Source organism: Pseudomonas sp. MWU12-3088, assembly GCF_023242405.1.
In the GTDB taxonomy this organism is placed as follows: Bacteria; Pseudomonadota; Gammaproteobacteria; order Pseudomonadales; family Pseudomonadaceae; genus Aquipseudomonas; species Aquipseudomonas kribbensis.
The window spans coordinates 23,836-39,344 of the sequence record NZ_JALJEA010000016.1 but is presented as its reverse complement, the minus strand read 5'-3'; the positions used below and the strand labels follow the sequence as shown (position 1 = coordinate 39,344).

Below are 15,509 nucleotides of genomic sequence, written 5' to 3'. Positions count from 1 at the left end.
CTCAATCAAGAGCATCGTCCGGAGTGCGCCATGGAAGTGCCAAACAACAAGAACGCCATCGAAAGCAATCGTCAGGCGTGGAACGATTCGGCCCGTCATCATCAGGAATCGCCCGAGTGGCAGGCCTTGCTGAGCGAGGTCACCCAGACCGGTTTTTCCTGCCTCGACGAAACCCTGAGCGGGTTGCTGAAACAGGTTGGCGTCGATGGAAAAGACGTCGTGCAACTGTGCTGCAACAACGGCCGCGAGAGCCTCTCGCTGTTTGCGCTGGGTGCGCGAAGCGTCGTCGGGGTCGATCAGTCGGCGGCGTTTCTTGAACAGGCCCGTGTGCTGAACGGCCGTTCGCCGCACACGGCCGAATTCATCGAGGCCGATATTCACCACCTGCCCGAATCACTGCGCAATCGCTTCGACGTGGCGCTGATCACCATCGGCGTCCTCAACTGGATGCCCGACATCGGCGAATTCTTCCGCCACGTCGCCTCGACCCTGAAACCGGGCGGGCAACTGGTGATCTACGAGACCCACCCGTTCCTGGAAATGGTCGATCCCGACGCCGAAGATCCGTTTCGCCTCGCGACCTCGTACTTTCGCCAGGAGCCGTTCGTGCAGCAGGAACCGATCGTCTACGTCGGCAAGGTCGAGCAACAGGTCGCACCGTCGTACTGGTTCGTGCACAACCTCGGCGCCATCTTCACCGCCGCCCTCGACGCCGGGCTGAACATCGCGCACTTCAAGGAATACCCGCATTCGAACCGGGAAGAGGCGTATGACCAGTATCTGAACCGCGAGGCGCAGATGCCGATGTGTTTTACGTGGGTGGGGGTGAAGGACGAGTAGCGCAACTCTCAGGTAGTTGAATGATTCAGCACATGCCCTGGTTGTGCACAGAGATCGATGCCAAGTGCATGAATAACTCTGAGCACAGTGTCAAAGCGGGGCTTGGCTCCCGGCGCGAAAGCTTTGTACAAGCTTTCGCGACCCATTCCCGAGTCCTTGGCTATTTGAGTCATGCCGCGTGCCTTGACTACATAGCCGATTGCACGAAGAAACTCCTCGTTGTCACCGTCGGCCAGCACTTGGGAAAGGTATTCGCTGATGGCTTCATCGCTGTCCAGCAATGCTGCCATATCAAAAGTTGTCAAAGTCTGGCTCATGGTTAAACCTCCTTTGCCATTTTTTTTGCACGTCTGATGTCCGCACTTTGTGATGATTTGTCCCCACCGGCCAGCAGGACAATGACAACACCACTACGCATCGTAAAGTAGACCCGATACCCGGCACCGACATCAACGCGCATTTCCGATACACCGTCACCTACCGGTTTGATGTCGCCTAGATTACCTGCTGACGCACGATCAATGCGACGGGCAATAGCAACCTTGGCTCGCACATCACGAATCGAGGTGTGCCATGCCATGAAAACTGCTGTTTGTTGTATGAAGTAGTTCATAGCTCGACTGTATCCACTTGGATACGATCGAGCAGTCAGTCAGTTCGTTTATCAGACTTGGATGTATCGTCAGAGTCTGTAGGCAAGCAGGAACTGGTTTTGTAGGAGCTTACGCTGGCGTAGCTCCTACAGATCGCAGGAAAAAGCTGTCAAGCCTGCGCAGCCGCCGTCACCACCGGCCGCCCCGGTTTACGCAACGGTTCCAGTCTCGAACCCTCATAACGCGTTTCGCGGAAGAACCGCCACTTGCCAAACAACCCATAGACGTGGGTGACGCGGCCCTGTTCGTGATAACCCATGCGAATGTGCAGCTTCAGCGCCGGGATGTTGTGGGTTTCGCAGACGTCCACCACCTTGTGGCAACCCTGGGCGGCCATGGCCTGCCAGAGGGTGACTTGTACGTCCACCGACAGACTGCTGCCGAAGTAGGCACGGGTCATTTCGCCGCCGAATTCGAAGAACTCGCCAGGCTGAACCGGGAAGTTGCAGCCGTAATAGTGACGGTCGTGATAGTCCCGGATACTGCCCCAGATGAAGGCCACGGCGTGGCCGTCGGCGTCCAGGTACATGTGCCCGGTGTGGCCTTCGCTGGCGAGTTCGGCCATGGTCTGCACACGGTCACCGAAATGCTTGGCGAACGCGCCGGCATTCTGTGGGGTGATGTCGACTTTGCGCAGGCCTTCGTAAGGGCGCAGCTTGTGCGGCGGCACAGGGCTGATCAGGTCGCGCTCCATCCACAGCAGTTCCCAATGGAAGAACACGTAGCGTTTCCACAAGGTGGAAAACGTGCGGCCCAGGCCTTTCTGCTTGATGCGTTCGCGCAGCTTTTCGATGACGCTCATGATGCCCTCCGTGGCCGAAGCCCGGGTGTTTTTGTAGTTGGCTTTTGTGGGTATAGATCAAGCTGGCAAGTACATTTCAAAGTGCCATCTTCGAAAGTGTTGCCAGTTGTGTAACTCAGTCGAGTGCCGCGGCACCGCGTAGAAAATCCTTGTTCAAGTCGGCGTAGGAAACCCGTGGAACCCCCGGCAGCCGGCGCTCTAGCACGCGACTCAGGGACTCTCCGGGTTGTAGATAGGCATCACCGAAATCGGCCCCGAGCTGATTCGGGTGGGCGACGATTTCCAGCACACCGTCGGTCGGCGCAGGCTCGTTGCGCAGATCCACCGGGGTGCAGACATAGTCCGCCGTCGCACCGGCCAGGCCTTGCAGACGACGGTTGAGCAAACCCTTGAACAGGCGCTTCGGCAGGCTGAGGTTCTGTCCCAGGTTGCGCGCCAGTCGCACCGGTACGCCCTGGTGAGCGGCGAAGCGCGCGACGATCTCGCCGATCGGCCAGATGTTGTGCACGTGCTGATGTGAATCGATATGGCTCGGGCGCACGCCATGATCGACACAACGCTGCCACTGCGCCTGCAATTCCTCCTGCACCGCTTCACGATCTTCGCGACCCAGCCACAGGCTGTGCCGCGCAAGGCTCAGATCGAACACCCCGTGGCTGTCGCAGAAGGTGGGGCGGGCGAGAATCCCTTGGCTCAATGGCCGGCCATACGTCAGGTTGAAGTGCAGGCCGACCCGACCTTCCAGCATGTGATGACGAGCCATCGCGCAGGCCGCTTCGAAGGCCGGCATGTTGGCCATGGCCGTGGCGGAACTGATGACCCCGGCCTGGAACGCACTGAAGATCACCGCGTTTTCGTTCGGGCTCAGGCCGAAATCGTCAGCGTTGACTATGACTTGGCGAGGCATGTTCGCCCTCCGTGGTGGGGTGAGTTGCCGGTTTTACGACGGACGCCGGTTTTGTCGTTACCTGCCGTGCGCGCCACTGCTGTAGCTTCGGTTTTAGCCGCTGCCAGAGACGTAATCCCAGCCCCAGCAAAACACCGCTCGGCCGCCAGGAATAGAAACTCCAGCGCCAGTGCTCCAGTTGTCCGGTCATGCGTTCGTGCAGTTGATGGCTGGAGTTTTCCAGGCTGACCCGCGAGGCATCGATCCAGCGCCAATGGTCATCCAGCCCCCAGCGAATCCATTCCTCCAGCAACACCCGGCCGCTGCCCAGATCCGCGTACTGCGGCAGGAAGGCGAGGTTGTAATCGTAGAGCCGGCCCTGTTCGAGCAGGCCGAGCCGGTAGCTGATGCAGCGCCCGTCCAGCTCCAGCGTGACGACGCGCACCAGACCCTGGGCGGCGAGGGCAGTGAAAGCGTTTTCGATGCAACGGCGGCTGCGTTCGGTGGCGAAAATGCCGACGCCTTCGTCGCCTTTCCAGCTGACCGCTTCGACTTCGCTGATGGCTTGCAACAGCGGGCCCATGGTCAGGGCATCGGGCGTGATTCGCCGCACCACCGCGCCACAGGCGGCAATCCGTTTGCGCGCGCGGCGCAGCTTGTAACGCGGATCGCCGGAGACTTCCTGATGATCGGCGTCACTGATCAGGTGCACCGGCACCCGACAGCTCAGGCGTCGTTCGGCGTTGGAACTGCGGGCCATCCATTGCGTGAGGACACTTTCCTCGCCCGCCGGCTCCGACAGTTCGTTGAGTTGCAGCAAGGCGTGGGGGATGCGCTGGCGAATCAGCAGCAGCACCTGGCGCATGTCCTCGGCCGTCAGCACAGACAGCAGCGCCAGACGATCCGCCAGCGGATAACCCAGGTGATGCACCACGGCAAACGGTAGCCCGCCGAAGCGTTCACGACCGGCCACCAGCGGCAGGCACAGGCGCAACTCGTCCGCTTCCCAGCCCAGCAGAATGTGCAGATGCTCGTTCGTATCGAGTGTCTGCTCTGCCGCAGTCAACCAGCCTAGGCTGTTGAACGGCGTGTGATCCGTCACCCGCAGGCGCAGCGCTTCATAAGCCGCTGCCGGGAAGTCAGGGGCGCACAGCGAGGTGCGCCATTCGAATCGCGCCATAGGCTCAGGTCGCCGTTGCTGTGACGGAGGGACGGGAAGGTTTGCGCAACGCATCCAGCCGCGAGCCGCTGTAGCGGGTTTCGCGGTAGAAGCGCCAGCGGGCGAACAGGGTGTACACGTTCATGATCCGGCCCTGTTCGGTGTAGCCCATGCGCAGGTGCAGCTTGAGCGCCGGGATGTTGTGGAATTCGCAGACGTCCACGACCTTGTCGCAGCCCTGGGCGGCCATGGCTTTCCACAGCTCCAGTTGCAGGTCCACCGACAGTTCGGTGCCCCAATAAGAACGGGTCAGCTCACCGCCGAACTCGAAGAACTCGCCGGGCTTCACCGGGAACATGCAGCCGTAATAGTGGCGGTCGAAATAGTCCCGGGCGCTGCCCCAGATGAAGGCCACGGCATCGCCGTGATCGTCGAGGTGCATGTGCCCGGTGTGACCTTCACTGGCCAGCTCCGCCATGGTGCCGACGCGGTCGCCGAAGTAGCGGGCGAAGGCGCTGGCGTTATCCGGGGTGATCTTCACCACCCGCAGCGGCGGATACGGTTTGAGGCTGTGGGGCGGCACCGGGCTGACGAGGTCGCGCTCCATCCACAGCAGTTCCTGATGGGAAAAGACGTAGTGCTTCCACACCTTGGCCAGCGTCGCACGCAGGCCTTTTTGTTTGATGTGTTCGCTGATTTTTGTCACAACGTTCATGGTCGTTACTCCTGATGACGTGGCATCGCGCGGCAAGTGGCCTGCGCGGCAGGACATCAACGGGCGGTTCATCAAGTGCGCCAGCTCAGGGAAAACAGAGTCTGCCCCGGCAGCTCGAAGCGCACGCGCCCGTCCTGGCAACGGAAGGGCGCGTCGCGGCTGCGGTTGTCGGCGCCGAAGTAGCGCAGGGCGCCGTTGTTCAACGGGCACTTGGCGCCCGCCAGATCGACACGCTGCAACCGCGTGCCCTTGTTCACACCCAGCAAGCCGCGCTGATCGTCGCCGGCCATGGCCAGCACATCGACTTCGAAGGCATCGTTTTCCAGCCACAGCACCTTGTGCAGCCAGTGTTGCTGGATGAACTGCTGGGCCAGGCCCACGGGTTTGAGTTCGAAGTGTTGTTCATCCGCCGAGACGCGCAACATGCCTTTGGGATATTCCGGCTCATCGGCGGCCTGGAACCAGTTGAGCATCGTCAGCAAGCCGTCCTGGGAGGCGTTGATCACCACCGAGGCCCACCACAGCGAGGTGTAATGGGTTTCCTGATCGTAGGGGCTCAGGCTTGAGCCGCTGGACAGATTGGTCTGATCCAGCAGCAAGGCCTTGCGTGGCTGACCCTTGGCGTCGAGGCCCACCAGATCGGCGGCGCGGCGCACGCTGTCGCGGTACACGCGGGTGGCGAGCAGGTCGCGGATCATCCATTCATGCCAGGCCAGTGCATCGACCTGATCGGCAGATTCGCCGAGCAGGCGCCGGGCCCAGTCGATGCCGCGTTTGTTCGCGGCGTTGTCGGCGAACGGGCCGTTCACCAGCCGCGAACTGGCCGGCATCGCAATGCGCACGCCGGCCCGGGCATTGGCCGGATCGCTGCGCACCTGCCGGGCCATGCTGGTGAAGATCGAGCGGTATTGCTCGTAGCTTGAATAATTGAGATTGGGCTCGTCGGCAAAACCGATGTAGTGCGTGCCTTTGCCGCCAAGCAGTCGAGTGCTCGTGAGCCATGCGTCGAGGCCACCGTTGCTTTGTACGTCGGCGCGCAAGTCGGCCTGGCGCTGGCTGCCGGCGAGCAAAGTGATGTCCTGACGAATGCCGAATCGGTCCTGATAGACCTGGCGAAACGCATCTTCGAACTGCGGTTTTTTCGCCGTCACATCGACGAAGCTGTAGTAACTGGCGGCCGTCGGTTTCAGCGCATCGAGGGCGGCATGGCTGGCGGGCGGCGGCATCACGTAGGGCAGGGCGATGCCCAGGTCCGGCGTGCGGCCGAGGACTTTGTCGTGCAGGGTCAGGCGGGTCTGGCCGTCGTCTTCGCGCAGCGGTTTGAGCTGTTGCGGGTTCTGCGCGAACAGATTGGCCGTGCCGTCCAGCCAGAATGCCGCTTTGCCGCTGCCTTGCAGGCGCAGGCGCCAGACTTGTTCGCGATCGCTGACCGGCAGCGCGACCTGATCGAATTGCCAATAGGCGCGATAAGGCTTCAGCGCCAGTGACAGCTGTTGGCCGTCGCCGACCCGCTGTGCTTGCAAGGCGCTGACGCCACCGTGGAACTTGCCTGCGAGCACCGCGTGTTCACCCGGCGCAATCCTGAAATACAGCTCATCGCCGTCATGGGTCTCAGCGCTGAAATGCACCTTGGCCGGGGCGAACAATGCGACCGTATTTTCGTCGTGCTCGACCCGGTAATTGCGAAAGCTGTAGCCGGGGATTTCCAGCTGATAACTCGCCGCGCCCGGCGCCAACGGCCAGCTCTGGCTGCCACGGGTTTCGCTGGCCTTGATGAAGCGCTCGCCCTGCAATTTGCCCTGGCCGTCGAGCAGGTACAGGTGCTCTTCGTTGGCGTCCGCCTGCCATGCCGGTGCCCAGCGTACGGTCACGGTGTCGGGGTGATCCGCTTGCAGGTACAGGCTGCCGTCACGGATGTCACCCCAGCGCATCGACGCCGCAAAGGCGTCCAGCGAAAGGCCGAGACCGAGCAGCAGGGCCAGGCTTTTCATGCGGCTTTCCTGCGTTGCAACATCAGCCACATCGGCGCGATGTCGGCGGGCAGGATGATCAGGGTTTGCCAGAACGGCACGCCGCTCAACCGGCAGTACAACACCAGCATCGCCACGGTCACCGCCAGATAGGCAATCGACGATGCCGCTGCTGCGCCGACAATCCCGTAAGCCGGAATCAGCACCACGTTCAGTGCCAGGTTGAGCAGGGCGCCGAGGCCCATCAGCAACGACACGGTGCCGGGGCGATTCTTGCCCAGCAGGTCGAGCCGCAGAATGCTCGCGTAGCACAGGCCCAGCAGACCCGGGAGCAACGCCAGCAACGCCGGATACGCCGGTTGATAGGCGACTCCGAACAGGGTGACGATCAGCCATTCGCCGATCACCGCCATGGTCAGGCAGGCGCCGAGCATCACCGTGGCGGTCAGGCGCAGGGCCAGCGGGGTGACCTTGTCCATGCCTTCGTCCTGTTGCAGCAGGCGTTTCATCAGCGGTGTGGTCACGGCTTCGGGGACGATCAACAGCAGTTCGGCGGCGGCGCTGGCCATGGCGTAATGACCCAGCGCGGTACTGCCGAGCAGGGCGCCGATGAACAGGTAATCGGAGCGCAGGATGACTTGCTGGAACAACAGATCCGGATGACTGCGGGCGCTGTAGCGCAGCAGTTCGTTCTGGCTGGCGCGGTCCCATTGCAGCTGCAACGGCTGCGCTCGTTTGAGCCAGACCCAACCGGCCAGCACCACCAGACTGATTCCCGCCAGCCAGCTGATCAGCGCCGCTTCCAGTGCCGCTTCTTTCCACATCCAGAACAGCGCGAGAAACAACAGCAGCGGCGCCAGGGATTCCACCAGCCGCAAGGCATTGAACGCGACCACGCCGCCGGACGCATTGTGCAACGTGAGCAGGCCGCTCTTGAGCACGGTCAACGGCACCGCCAGCAGCAACAGCCACGCCAGCAGGCCGAGTTGCACGGTCACGTCCAGTTCACTGCCGAACTCGCGCACCAGTGCCACCACCAGCAAGGTCAACAGCCCCGCCAGCAGACAACCGAACACCAGCACCTGAGCCAGCAGCAAGCCCATCGGCCGCTGCTTGGCGGCCTGGTAACCGACGGCGGAGTTCAAGCCGCCACTGGTGGCCGCGCTGATGAGGTCGGGCAGGGTGCTCAGTAGAGCGAACAGCCCGCGCTCGCTGGGGCCGAGGATCCGCGCCAGCAACACGTTCCTCAGCAGGCGCAGGGCGATCATCGCCAGTTTGGTGCCCATACTCAGCGCCAGGTGCTTGAGGTAACTGCTTCGACTCATGGTCGCGCCCCGCGAAAGATCCGCCACGACAGCAGCTCGGGGTTGCGCGCCGTGCGTTGACTGACGCCGAAGCGCGGCAGGTTCAGCGGATCGCCGGCGCCGCGATAGATGCCGGTGCCGGTGCCGAGGGCGAACGGGTAGTCATGGCTGGCAATCTGTTCGCGGACTCGCGCGTCGTTGTCGCCGTTGGGGTAGCAGTACACCGGCAATGGCCGGTTGCAGCCATTGTTCAGGGCGTCGCGGCTGCGGCTGATTTCTTCGCCCAGACGCACGTCGTCGAGTTGGGTCAGGATCGCGTGGCTGGCACCGTGAGGACCGAAACGCACCAGCCCCGAAGCCTCCATCGCCCGCACCTGATGCCAGTCCAGCGCCTGGGGCAGTGACTCTGGCGGGCATTCGTTGGTCAGGCGTTCGAGGATCAAAGGGTCGGTGCTTTTCAAGCTTTGCAGATAGTGCAGCAACGTCAGGCTGCGACGATCCACATCGATGTCGTCCATCAGCACCGGCAATGGGTGGTGGAGCGCCTGCAGGCAGTCGATCAGGTGCATGCGCGGTTTTTCACCGTGGCTGCCCCACAGCGTTTCACCGATGCTTTCCCACCAGAAGCGCTGACGGCTGCCGATGAAATCCGTGGAGAGGAAAATGCTCGCCGGCACCTGATGCTTCTGCAGCAGAGGAAAGGCGTTGGCCGCGTTGTCGCGCCAGCCGTCATCGAAGGTCAGCGCCACTTGCGGGCGCTCGCGGCGCAGGGCGTTGGGCTGGAGGATTTCCATCAGCGGCACGCAGTCGAAGTGCCGGCGCAGCCACACCAGCAAATGCTCGAAGGCTTTCGGGCCGACGCACAGTTCGTTGCGATGCGGCAGGTCGGCTGCGCGGTCGTTGGACAGCACCCGGTGCAACATCAGGATCACCCCGGCGCCGTGCAACTGGTTTCGTCCCACGGGCGAGTTGAGATAGAGCCAGCCACTGGTGCGTTTTATCAGTTGTTTGATCGCCATGGCTTGTGCCCTCTCAACGGTTTTGGTCAGGGTTCCACTGGGCGTAACGCTGGCCGCGCAGGAACTGCCACAGGCCGATGCTCATGCCCGCCAATGTCACCAGCAGGAATGCCGCAAGGCGGAACGGTTTGGGTAAGCGGTGTTGCGAATCCAGCAGGCCGGCAATCGCGATGGCGTAGCCAAGCAGTTGCGCGATCAGGCTCAAACGATAGAAACCGTGGTCGTCCCACAGCCAGAAATTGCTCAGCAGCAGCGGCAGCAACAGGATCGGCGCCAGCCGCCGGATCAGTTTGTGGCTGATCAGCGCAATCGAATACAGCCCGTGCTTGAGTGGATTAAGAAGTTCGCTGCGCTGGGCCAGGCTTTGCAGGCCGCCGACGGTGACCCGCTGGCGCCGGCGGAATTGTTTGTCCGCTTCATCTACGCCGTGGTCGATCACTTGCGCTTCAGGCACGTAGACGATGCGTTTGAACTTCACCGGGGCGCAGGTGCTGATGAAGAAGTCGTCGTTGACTTCCGCTGGCACGTCTTCGAACAACTCACGGCGCAGGGCGAGCAGGGCGCCGTCGGCGGAGACCATGCAGCCGGTGCGATTCTCGACCCGGCGCAGCCAGCCTTCGTAATGCCGATAGAGGCTGTCGCCGACACTCAAACCGCCGCCGGTGACCGGGATCACCATGTGCCCGGCGCAGGCGCCGACCTGCGGATCGCTCAGGGGCGCGAGCAGGTAGCCGAGGGTTTCCCGCGACCATTGGTTGTCGGCATCGGTGAACACCAGAATGTCGCCGGTGGCCAGGGCCACACCGGCATTGAGTGTCGCCGCCTTGCCCTGGCGCGGCAGGTCGAGCACGATGATCCGTGGGTCGACGACCTTGTGCGCGCAAGCCACGGTGTCGTCGGTGGAACCGTCGCTGGCCAGAATGATTTGCAGGGTGGCCGGCTGATAATCCTGGGACAGCAGCGAACGCAGCTTGTGTTCGATATGCCGCGCCTCGTTGTGCGCGGCGATCACGATACTGATATTCAGCGGTGGCGTCGGGCTGTGGCGCCACGCCGGAAACAGCGGAGCGAGCAGCGTCAGCAGCAGCGGGTAGCCGACGTAGGCGTACACCGGCAGCAACAGGCACATCCAGAAAATGAACTCAGCCACGGGCAGGCCTCCTGGCGTTCCAATGACACAGACTGAGAATGAACGCCGCGCCGGCCAGGTGCAGGCGTACCCAATGCAGTCCCCACAGTTGCAGGGTCAGGCCGATATCGTGCTGGCGGCGACTCTGACGGATGCTGAGGACCAGCGCCGGGATCGTGGTCATGATCACCATGACCGCGGCGTGATGGGGAAAACCGTTGAGCAGCGCGGAAATCGCCAGCAGATCCAGCAGCCACGCCGCCAGCGACAACAGTGGAAAACGCAACAGACGCAGGCTGAAACCATGGGTGCGCAGCAGCTGCAAATGGCTGCCCTGGCGCCACATTTCCTTGCCCATCCATTCGCGCCAGTTCATTTCGTAGCCCCAGTGCAGGGCCACGGATTCGTTGACCGACAGCAGCCGCGCACCCTGTTCGCTCTGGCGCAGGGTGAATTCTTTGTCTTCGCCGGTGCGCAGGGATTCGTTGAACCCGCCGACCTTGTCGAACCAGCGCCGATGCATCAGCAGGTTGGAGCTGGGCAACCAGTCCACGGCGTGGGCGGTGTGGCTGGTCGGGCGCAGGGTGCGGCGTTGCCAGGCCACGGCGTACCACGGTGCAGAGGCAGGGGTGTGCAGGTCCAGCCCGAACACATCGGCGTGGCCCTCGGCTTCGAGAGCGAACAGTCCGGTGAGCCAGTCTTCGGGCATCTCGATGTCGGCGTCGATGAATGCCAGCCAGTCACCGGTGGCGACGGCGGTGCCGCGATTGCGCAGGGCGCCGATCAACACACCCGGCACCACCAGCACTTTTGCGCCGAACTGGCGGGCGATCTGCGGGCCGTCATCGCTGGAGCCGTTATCGACCACGATCAGTTCGCACTCGACATTGGCCGCATGTGCGGCTTTCTGCGCCGCCAGCAGGGTACGGCCGATGTGGCGGCCCTCGTTGTACATCGGGATGACGACACTGATCCGGCTCATGCCCTGGTCTCCACCAACGGTGCTTGCTCGGCCTTCAGGCGCAGGACGCTGGTGAGCGCGAGCATGATCCACACGTACTTCTGGTTCGGTGCACTGAGGAACATCAGAAACAGGGTCAGCGACAGGAACCCCACCCCCAGATGGGTCATCATGTCGGCCTGCTCCCAGTCGCGACGCTGCATCCAGGCGCGACGTGCGCGAATCAGGTTGTACAGACCCAGCGTGAGCATGCCGACGAACAGCAGGCCGGCGGGAATCCCCAGTTCGCTGAAGATTTCCAGGTAGGTGTTGTGCGCCCGGCGGTACAGGTCACCGATCTTGCGGTTGGCGGAAAACGCCTTGGCGTAACCGGTGGTGGCGTAATGCAGGGGAAAGGTGCCGGGGCCGGAGCCGAGCAACGGGTTCTCGCGGATCATCTGGCTGCCGACCACGATGTACGAAGCGCGGCGGCCCAGGGATTCGTCATCGTGCCCACGGGCGCCGGCACTGAGCACGCTCAGCGACTGGATACGCGCCAGATAGCCGGCGGGCATCGCATAGATCGCCAGCGGAATCACGATCGCCAGGCCGAGCATGGCGAAGCCCAGGTGCCGTGGGCGGATGCGTGTCAGTTGCGCACGGTAGTGCCAGCAACCGATCACCAGACTCAACGCCAGTACCACCAGCCCGGAGCGTGATTCGGTCTTGGTCATGCCGCCGAGCAGCAGAAGGCAGCAACCGCCCCAGAACAGACGGTGCAACAGGTTCGGGCCGCGAATGATCAGCAGCAGGCCCAGCGGCACGGCGAAGGCGATCAGCATGGCGAAGGCGTTCGGGTCTTCGAGCAGGCCGGCGGCGCGGCCCTGATCCTGGAATTTGGTCGAAAACATCGCCATCGCACAGGTGGCGCTGACGGCCAGTGTCACCAGGCGGGCGAACAGGTCGAGGTTCAACTCGCGTCCGATCAGCAAGGTGATGACGAACAGGATCAGGCCGACGCTGAGTTCACGCAGATGACCGAGGGACATGCCCATGTCATCGGTGTTGAGCAGGCTCAGAAAGTACAGAACCATGAACCAGATCAGGTAACGCCAGATATTGCTGCGCAGGCGTTCCGCCGGGATCTGGTGCATCGCCAGTTGCAGCATCAGGATCACTGCCAGCGACGCGCCGATCAGCTTGCTGCCCGACAGCGAGCTGTCCTTGAAGAAACCCTCGAACGGCACCAGCGCGGCGATGCCGAGCAGGCCCCAGGTCGGCTTGCGGTAGAGCACGGCGAACCCCACCAGACCGAGCACCGCGCCCGGCGCAAGATAGGGCCAGGGACTGGCCAGCAAGGCGATGCAGACCAGACCCAGCAAGCTGACGATCGAGAGCGGGAAAATCATGCGCGTGCCTCCCGTGCCGTGCGGATGTACAGCTGCGACCAGCGTTCGGCCAGGGCCTTGAGGTCGTAGCGGTCCTGTTGCGTGCGTTTTGCGTTATCCCGCAGCCGGCGCGCCAGCCCGCTGTCGCTCAGCAGGGTGTCGAGCTGACGGCCCAGGGCGGTACTGTCGGTCGGCGCGGCGAGCAGGCCGTTGTGCCGGTGTTCCAGCACATCGGGAATCCCGCCGACCGCAAAGGCCACCACCGGCACGCCGGTCTGCATGGCCTCGAGCAAAATCATCGGTGTGCCTTCGGTGCGCGAGCTGATCACCAGCGCGTCGAGTCGCTGCCACCAGTGGCGCATGTCGTTCTGATACCCCGGCAGGCGAATGCGCTGCTGCAACCCGGCGGCGTCAATCCGTGCCTGCAACGCCTCGCGTTCCGGGCCGTCACCGAGCATCACTGCGTCGAGCTGCGGGTGCTGATGACACAGCGGAATCAGCGCATCGAGGAACAGGTCCGGGCCTTTCTCGCTGCTCAGCCGGCCGACGTAACCGGCGAGCCAGCGCGGATTTTCGGTTTGCAGCGTTTGCGGGGCGACCGCTGCCGGCAGGCCGTTGGGGATCACTTGCAGCTTCTCCGCCCGCACGCTGGCCTGGCGGTGCAGCACCGCGATGCTTTCGGCCACGCACACCACCCGGTCCACCGAGGCCGTGCGGCACAGTTGCAGGCTGAGCCAGGTGTAGAACTTCTGCTTGCGGCTGCGCGGAGTAAAACCGTGTTGCGTGATCACCAGCGGCAGACGCAACAGCGAAGCGCCCACCCAGCCGAACAACAGGCCCTTGAAATTATGGGTGTTGATCAACGGACGCTCCGCCCGGCGCTGGCGCAGATGCCCGAGCAGTGCGCCGAGCCCGGCGCACCCTTGCGCATCGACGCCGGCTTCGCGAAAGCGCTCGATCAGCTGCGCTGGCGCATCGAGAAACAGCACCTGATGCTGCCCCGGTGTCGCCAGGCAATGATCCAGCAACATCCGCTCGGCCCCATAGAAGCCGCCGCTGCTGAGCAAATGTATGATCGGCAGCGCGGCGTTCGGGGAGGACGGCGTGTTCAATTGCGCACCCAGTGCACGAAGCTTGGCACGGTCCAGTTCTTGTGCGGATTGCCGGGCTGGGTGCTCTGATCGTTGATCACCAGCAGCACCGGTACGCCCAGCTCGTGGCTGATTTGCGCCGGGTGTTTGAAGCGGTGATCGAAGAACTCACGCACGTAGACCAGGGCAATCGCCAGCAGCAGGCCGGTGAACAGACCGAACGGAATGATCAGCAGCGGTTTGGGGAACGCCGCTTCGGTCGGCTCGAACGGCGGGCTCAGGACCCGGGCGTTCGACAGGTCGTCGTTCAGCGCGCGGGTGGTGCTGCTTTCGGCAAAGCGCTGGGCGTAGGTCGAGAACGCGGCGTGCAGGGCATCGATTTCGGTGTCCATCTGCCGCAGTTTGCTTTGGGTCTGCTGCAAGTCATGGATGCGCGCCTTGAACTCGGCGATGCGCGCCGTCTTCTGATCGATCACCTGTTGCACCACCGCCAGATCGTTGGTGCGTTCCTGAATGCGGTTGCTCACCACTTTGAGGAACTGCTGGCGGGTGCGGGCGATCTGTTCGCGGGTCAACAGCATCGGCTCGCTGCCGGGCTGGAACACTGCAAGATCGTTCATGTAGCGGCTGACCTGGGTGGTCAGTTGCTCGCCCAGTTGTTTGATCTCCCGGTCTTCGAACGCCACGTTGTCGACGGTGGTGGTGAAGGTGTAGGGGAAGGTGTAGTCATTGAGCTTGTTGTTGCTGGCGGCGGCCAGGCTGGTTTTCAGGTATTCCAGCCAGCGCTGGCTTTGCAGCAGGCGATCCTGATACAGGTTCAGCGCCTGCTCTTCAGTGTTGATCGCGTTCAGGCGGAAGGTGATTTCTTCCTTCGGATCCGCCGCGCCGACACGTTCCAGCAAGGCCTGACGATTGGCTTCCAGACCGTCGAGGCGCACTTGATACAGGTGCTTCTTGGTCTCGTAGAAGGACTGCGGCAGGTCGATCGATTGCAGCGCCTGACGGCTGACCAGATAGTTCTGCAGCAGGGCGGCGACGAAGGTCGTGCCTTGATGCGGATCCGGGAAGCTGTAGACGATCGAGATCACGTTGGAGCCGGGCAGGGTCTCGATCTTCAGGCTGTCGATGGCCTGTTGCGTCAGCCCGTCGAGCACGGTATCACGCACCGGATCGGTTTCCAGCCCCAGCAGGTTGCGCAGCGGGTTGATCAGGTACTGGCGCAGCGGCGAGGTGATGTAGCGCCGGAACGGATCGCCGATCAGTTTGGCGAACATTCCAGGCGGCGGGGTGTATTCACCCTTGTCCCGCAGTTCGCTGATGGTCTGACGGATCAGCGCCGGCGAACGCAGGATGTTGCTCTCGGTTTCCATGTCCGCCAGTGACGGCGGGATGAACGTGGCGTTGTCTACGGTCAGCGACGTGGTGGCGTCGCCCTGGGAGAGTTTTTTCGACTGCACGATCACCTGGGCGGTGATATCGAAGCTCTGTTTGAGCACCATCGGCAGTACCAGCGCGATCACTGCAAAGATCAGGAAGACACGCTTCACCAGCCGTTTGTTGGCGAAGAAGATCCTGAAGAACTCGTGCAGGTAGTTTTCCTTTGGATTCATGTC

General features: G+C 62.7%; 15 protein-coding genes. 1 reads left to right on the top strand and 14 read right to left on the bottom strand.

Annotation, left to right across the window (positions count from 1 at the left end; translation table 11 throughout):
* Positions 1–30 precede the first annotated feature (30 nt).
* The gene (locus M5B98_RS27035; protein ID WP_248744512.1) at positions 31–840 is read left to right on the top strand and encodes a class I SAM-dependent methyltransferase; all 810 of its coding nucleotides are present in this window, start codon (positions 31–33) and stop codon (positions 838–840) included.
* A gap of 8 nt (positions 841–848) precedes the next feature.
* On the opposite strand, the gene M5B98_RS27030 is transcribed toward M5B98_RS27035, so the two are convergent.
* The 14 genes from M5B98_RS27030 to M5B98_RS26965 all read right to left on the bottom strand — a co-directional run bounded on the left by M5B98_RS27030 (position 849) and on the right by M5B98_RS26965 (position 15,506).
* On the bottom strand, positions 849–1,157 hold the full coding sequence (locus tag M5B98_RS27030) for an addiction module antidote protein (protein WP_248738861.1): 309 nt from the start codon (positions 1,155–1,157) through the stop codon (positions 849–851).
* Between the two features lie 2 nt (positions 1,158–1,159).
* Positions 1,160–1,453 carry a type II toxin-antitoxin system RelE/ParE family toxin gene (locus M5B98_RS27025; RefSeq protein WP_102622395.1) on the bottom strand — a complete coding sequence of 98 codons (294 nt, stop codon included), beginning with the start codon at positions 1,451–1,453 and terminating at the stop codon, positions 1,160–1,162.
* Between the two features lie 149 nt (positions 1,454–1,602).
* Complete coding sequence (locus M5B98_RS27020) at positions 1,603–2,295, bottom strand: GNAT family N-acetyltransferase (protein WP_248744511.1); 693 nt, start codon at positions 2,293–2,295, stop codon at positions 1,603–1,605.
* Positions 2,296–2,410: 115 nt separating this feature from the next.
* A complete protein-coding gene (locus M5B98_RS27015) occupies positions 2,411–3,202 on the bottom strand; it encodes a ChbG/HpnK family deacetylase (protein WP_248744510.1) in 792 nt (263 codons plus the stop codon).
* Positions 3,174–4,361 (bottom strand): GNAT family N-acetyltransferase, encoded by a 1,188-nt coding sequence (locus M5B98_RS27010; RefSeq protein ID WP_248744509.1) that lies wholly within the window; start codon positions 4,359–4,361, stop codon positions 3,174–3,176. Before M5B98_RS27010 ends, M5B98_RS27015 begins: the two co-directional genes overlap by 29 nt.
* A 4-nt stretch (positions 4,362–4,365) precedes the next feature.
* Positions 4,366–5,055 (bottom strand): N-acetyltransferase, encoded by a 690-nt coding sequence (locus tag M5B98_RS27005; protein WP_119429852.1) that lies wholly within the window; start codon positions 5,053–5,055, stop codon positions 4,366–4,368.
* A 71-nt stretch (positions 5,056–5,126) separates the two neighbouring features.
* A complete protein-coding gene (locus tag M5B98_RS27000) occupies positions 5,127–7,046 on the bottom strand; it encodes a hypothetical protein (RefSeq protein ID WP_248744508.1) in 1,920 nt (639 codons plus the stop codon).
* Complete coding sequence (locus M5B98_RS26995) at positions 7,043–8,350, bottom strand: lipopolysaccharide biosynthesis protein (protein WP_114882159.1); 1,308 nt, start codon at positions 8,348–8,350, stop codon at positions 7,043–7,045. The genes M5B98_RS27000 and M5B98_RS26995 overlap by 4 nt, the downstream gene beginning before the upstream one ends.
* On the bottom strand, positions 8,347–9,348 hold the full coding sequence (locus M5B98_RS26990) for a polysaccharide deacetylase family protein (protein WP_248744507.1): 1,002 nt from the start codon (positions 9,346–9,348) through the stop codon (positions 8,347–8,349). The genes M5B98_RS26995 and M5B98_RS26990 overlap by 4 nt, the downstream gene beginning before the upstream one ends.
* A 13-nt stretch (positions 9,349–9,361) precedes the next feature.
* Positions 9,362–10,498 carry a glycosyltransferase gene (locus M5B98_RS26985; protein WP_248744506.1) on the bottom strand — a complete coding sequence of 379 codons (1,137 nt, stop codon included), beginning with the start codon at positions 10,496–10,498 and terminating at the stop codon, positions 9,362–9,364.
* Positions 10,491–11,459: a glycosyltransferase gene (locus M5B98_RS26980; protein WP_248744505.1), complete on the bottom strand. Its 969-nt coding sequence runs from the start codon at positions 11,457–11,459 to the stop codon at positions 10,491–10,493. Before M5B98_RS26980 ends, M5B98_RS26985 begins: the two co-directional genes overlap by 8 nt.
* On the bottom strand, positions 11,456–12,826 hold the full coding sequence (locus M5B98_RS26975) for an O-antigen ligase family protein (RefSeq protein WP_248744504.1): 1,371 nt from the start codon (positions 12,824–12,826) through the stop codon (positions 11,456–11,458). The genes M5B98_RS26980 and M5B98_RS26975 overlap by 4 nt, the downstream gene beginning before the upstream one ends.
* Positions 12,823–13,929 carry a glycosyltransferase family 4 protein gene (locus tag M5B98_RS26970; RefSeq protein WP_412548553.1) on the bottom strand — a complete coding sequence of 369 codons (1,107 nt, stop codon included), beginning with the start codon at positions 13,927–13,929 and terminating at the stop codon, positions 12,823–12,825. The genes M5B98_RS26975 and M5B98_RS26970 overlap by 4 nt, the downstream gene beginning before the upstream one ends.
* Complete coding sequence (locus M5B98_RS26965; RefSeq protein WP_248744502.1) at positions 13,914–15,506, bottom strand: GumC family protein; 1,593 nt, start codon at positions 15,504–15,506, stop codon at positions 13,914–13,916. The genes M5B98_RS26970 and M5B98_RS26965 overlap by 16 nt, the downstream gene beginning before the upstream one ends.
* Between the last annotated feature and the right edge of the window lie 3 nt (positions 15,507–15,509).

Coding starts and splice junctions, on each gene's coding strand:
- M5B98_RS27030 (WP_248738861.1), bottom strand. CDS start 1,157: ATGAGCCAGACTTTGACAACTTTTGATATGGCAGCATTGCTGGACAGC.
- M5B98_RS27000 (WP_248744508.1), bottom strand. CDS start 7,046: ATGAAAAGCCTGGCCCTGCTGCTCGGTCTCGGCCTTTCGCTGGACGCC.
- M5B98_RS27005 (WP_119429852.1), bottom strand. CDS start 5,055: ATGAACGTTGTGACAAAAATCAGCGAACACATCAAACAAAAAGGCCTG.
- M5B98_RS27015 (WP_248744510.1), bottom strand. CDS start 3,202: ATGCCTCGCCAAGTCATAGTCAACGCTGACGATTTCGGCCTGAGCCCG.
- M5B98_RS27020 (WP_248744511.1), bottom strand. CDS start 2,295: ATGAGCGTCATCGAAAAGCTGCGCGAACGCATCAAGCAGAAAGGCCTG.
- M5B98_RS26990 (WP_248744507.1), bottom strand. CDS start 9,348: ATGGCGATCAAACAACTGATAAAACGCACCAGTGGCTGGCTCTATCTC.
- M5B98_RS26975 (WP_248744504.1), bottom strand. CDS start 12,826: ATGATTTTCCCGCTCTCGATCGTCAGCTTGCTGGGTCTGGTCTGCATC.
- M5B98_RS26965 (WP_248744502.1), bottom strand. CDS start 15,506: ATGAATCCAAAGGAAAACTACCTGCACGAGTTCTTCAGGATCTTCTTC.
- M5B98_RS27035 (WP_248744512.1), top strand. CDS start 31: ATGGAAGTGCCAAACAACAAGAACGCCATCGAAAGCAATCGTCAGGCG.
- M5B98_RS27010 (WP_248744509.1), bottom strand. CDS start 4,361: ATGGCGCGATTCGAATGGCGCACCTCGCTGTGCGCCCCTGACTTCCCG.
- M5B98_RS27025 (WP_102622395.1), bottom strand. CDS start 1,453: ATGAACTACTTCATACAACAAACAGCAGTTTTCATGGCATGGCACACC.
- M5B98_RS26980 (WP_248744505.1), bottom strand. CDS start 11,459: ATGAGCCGGATCAGTGTCGTCATCCCGATGTACAACGAGGGCCGCCAC.
- M5B98_RS26995 (WP_114882159.1), bottom strand. CDS start 8,350: ATGAGTCGAAGCAGTTACCTCAAGCACCTGGCGCTGAGTATGGGCACC.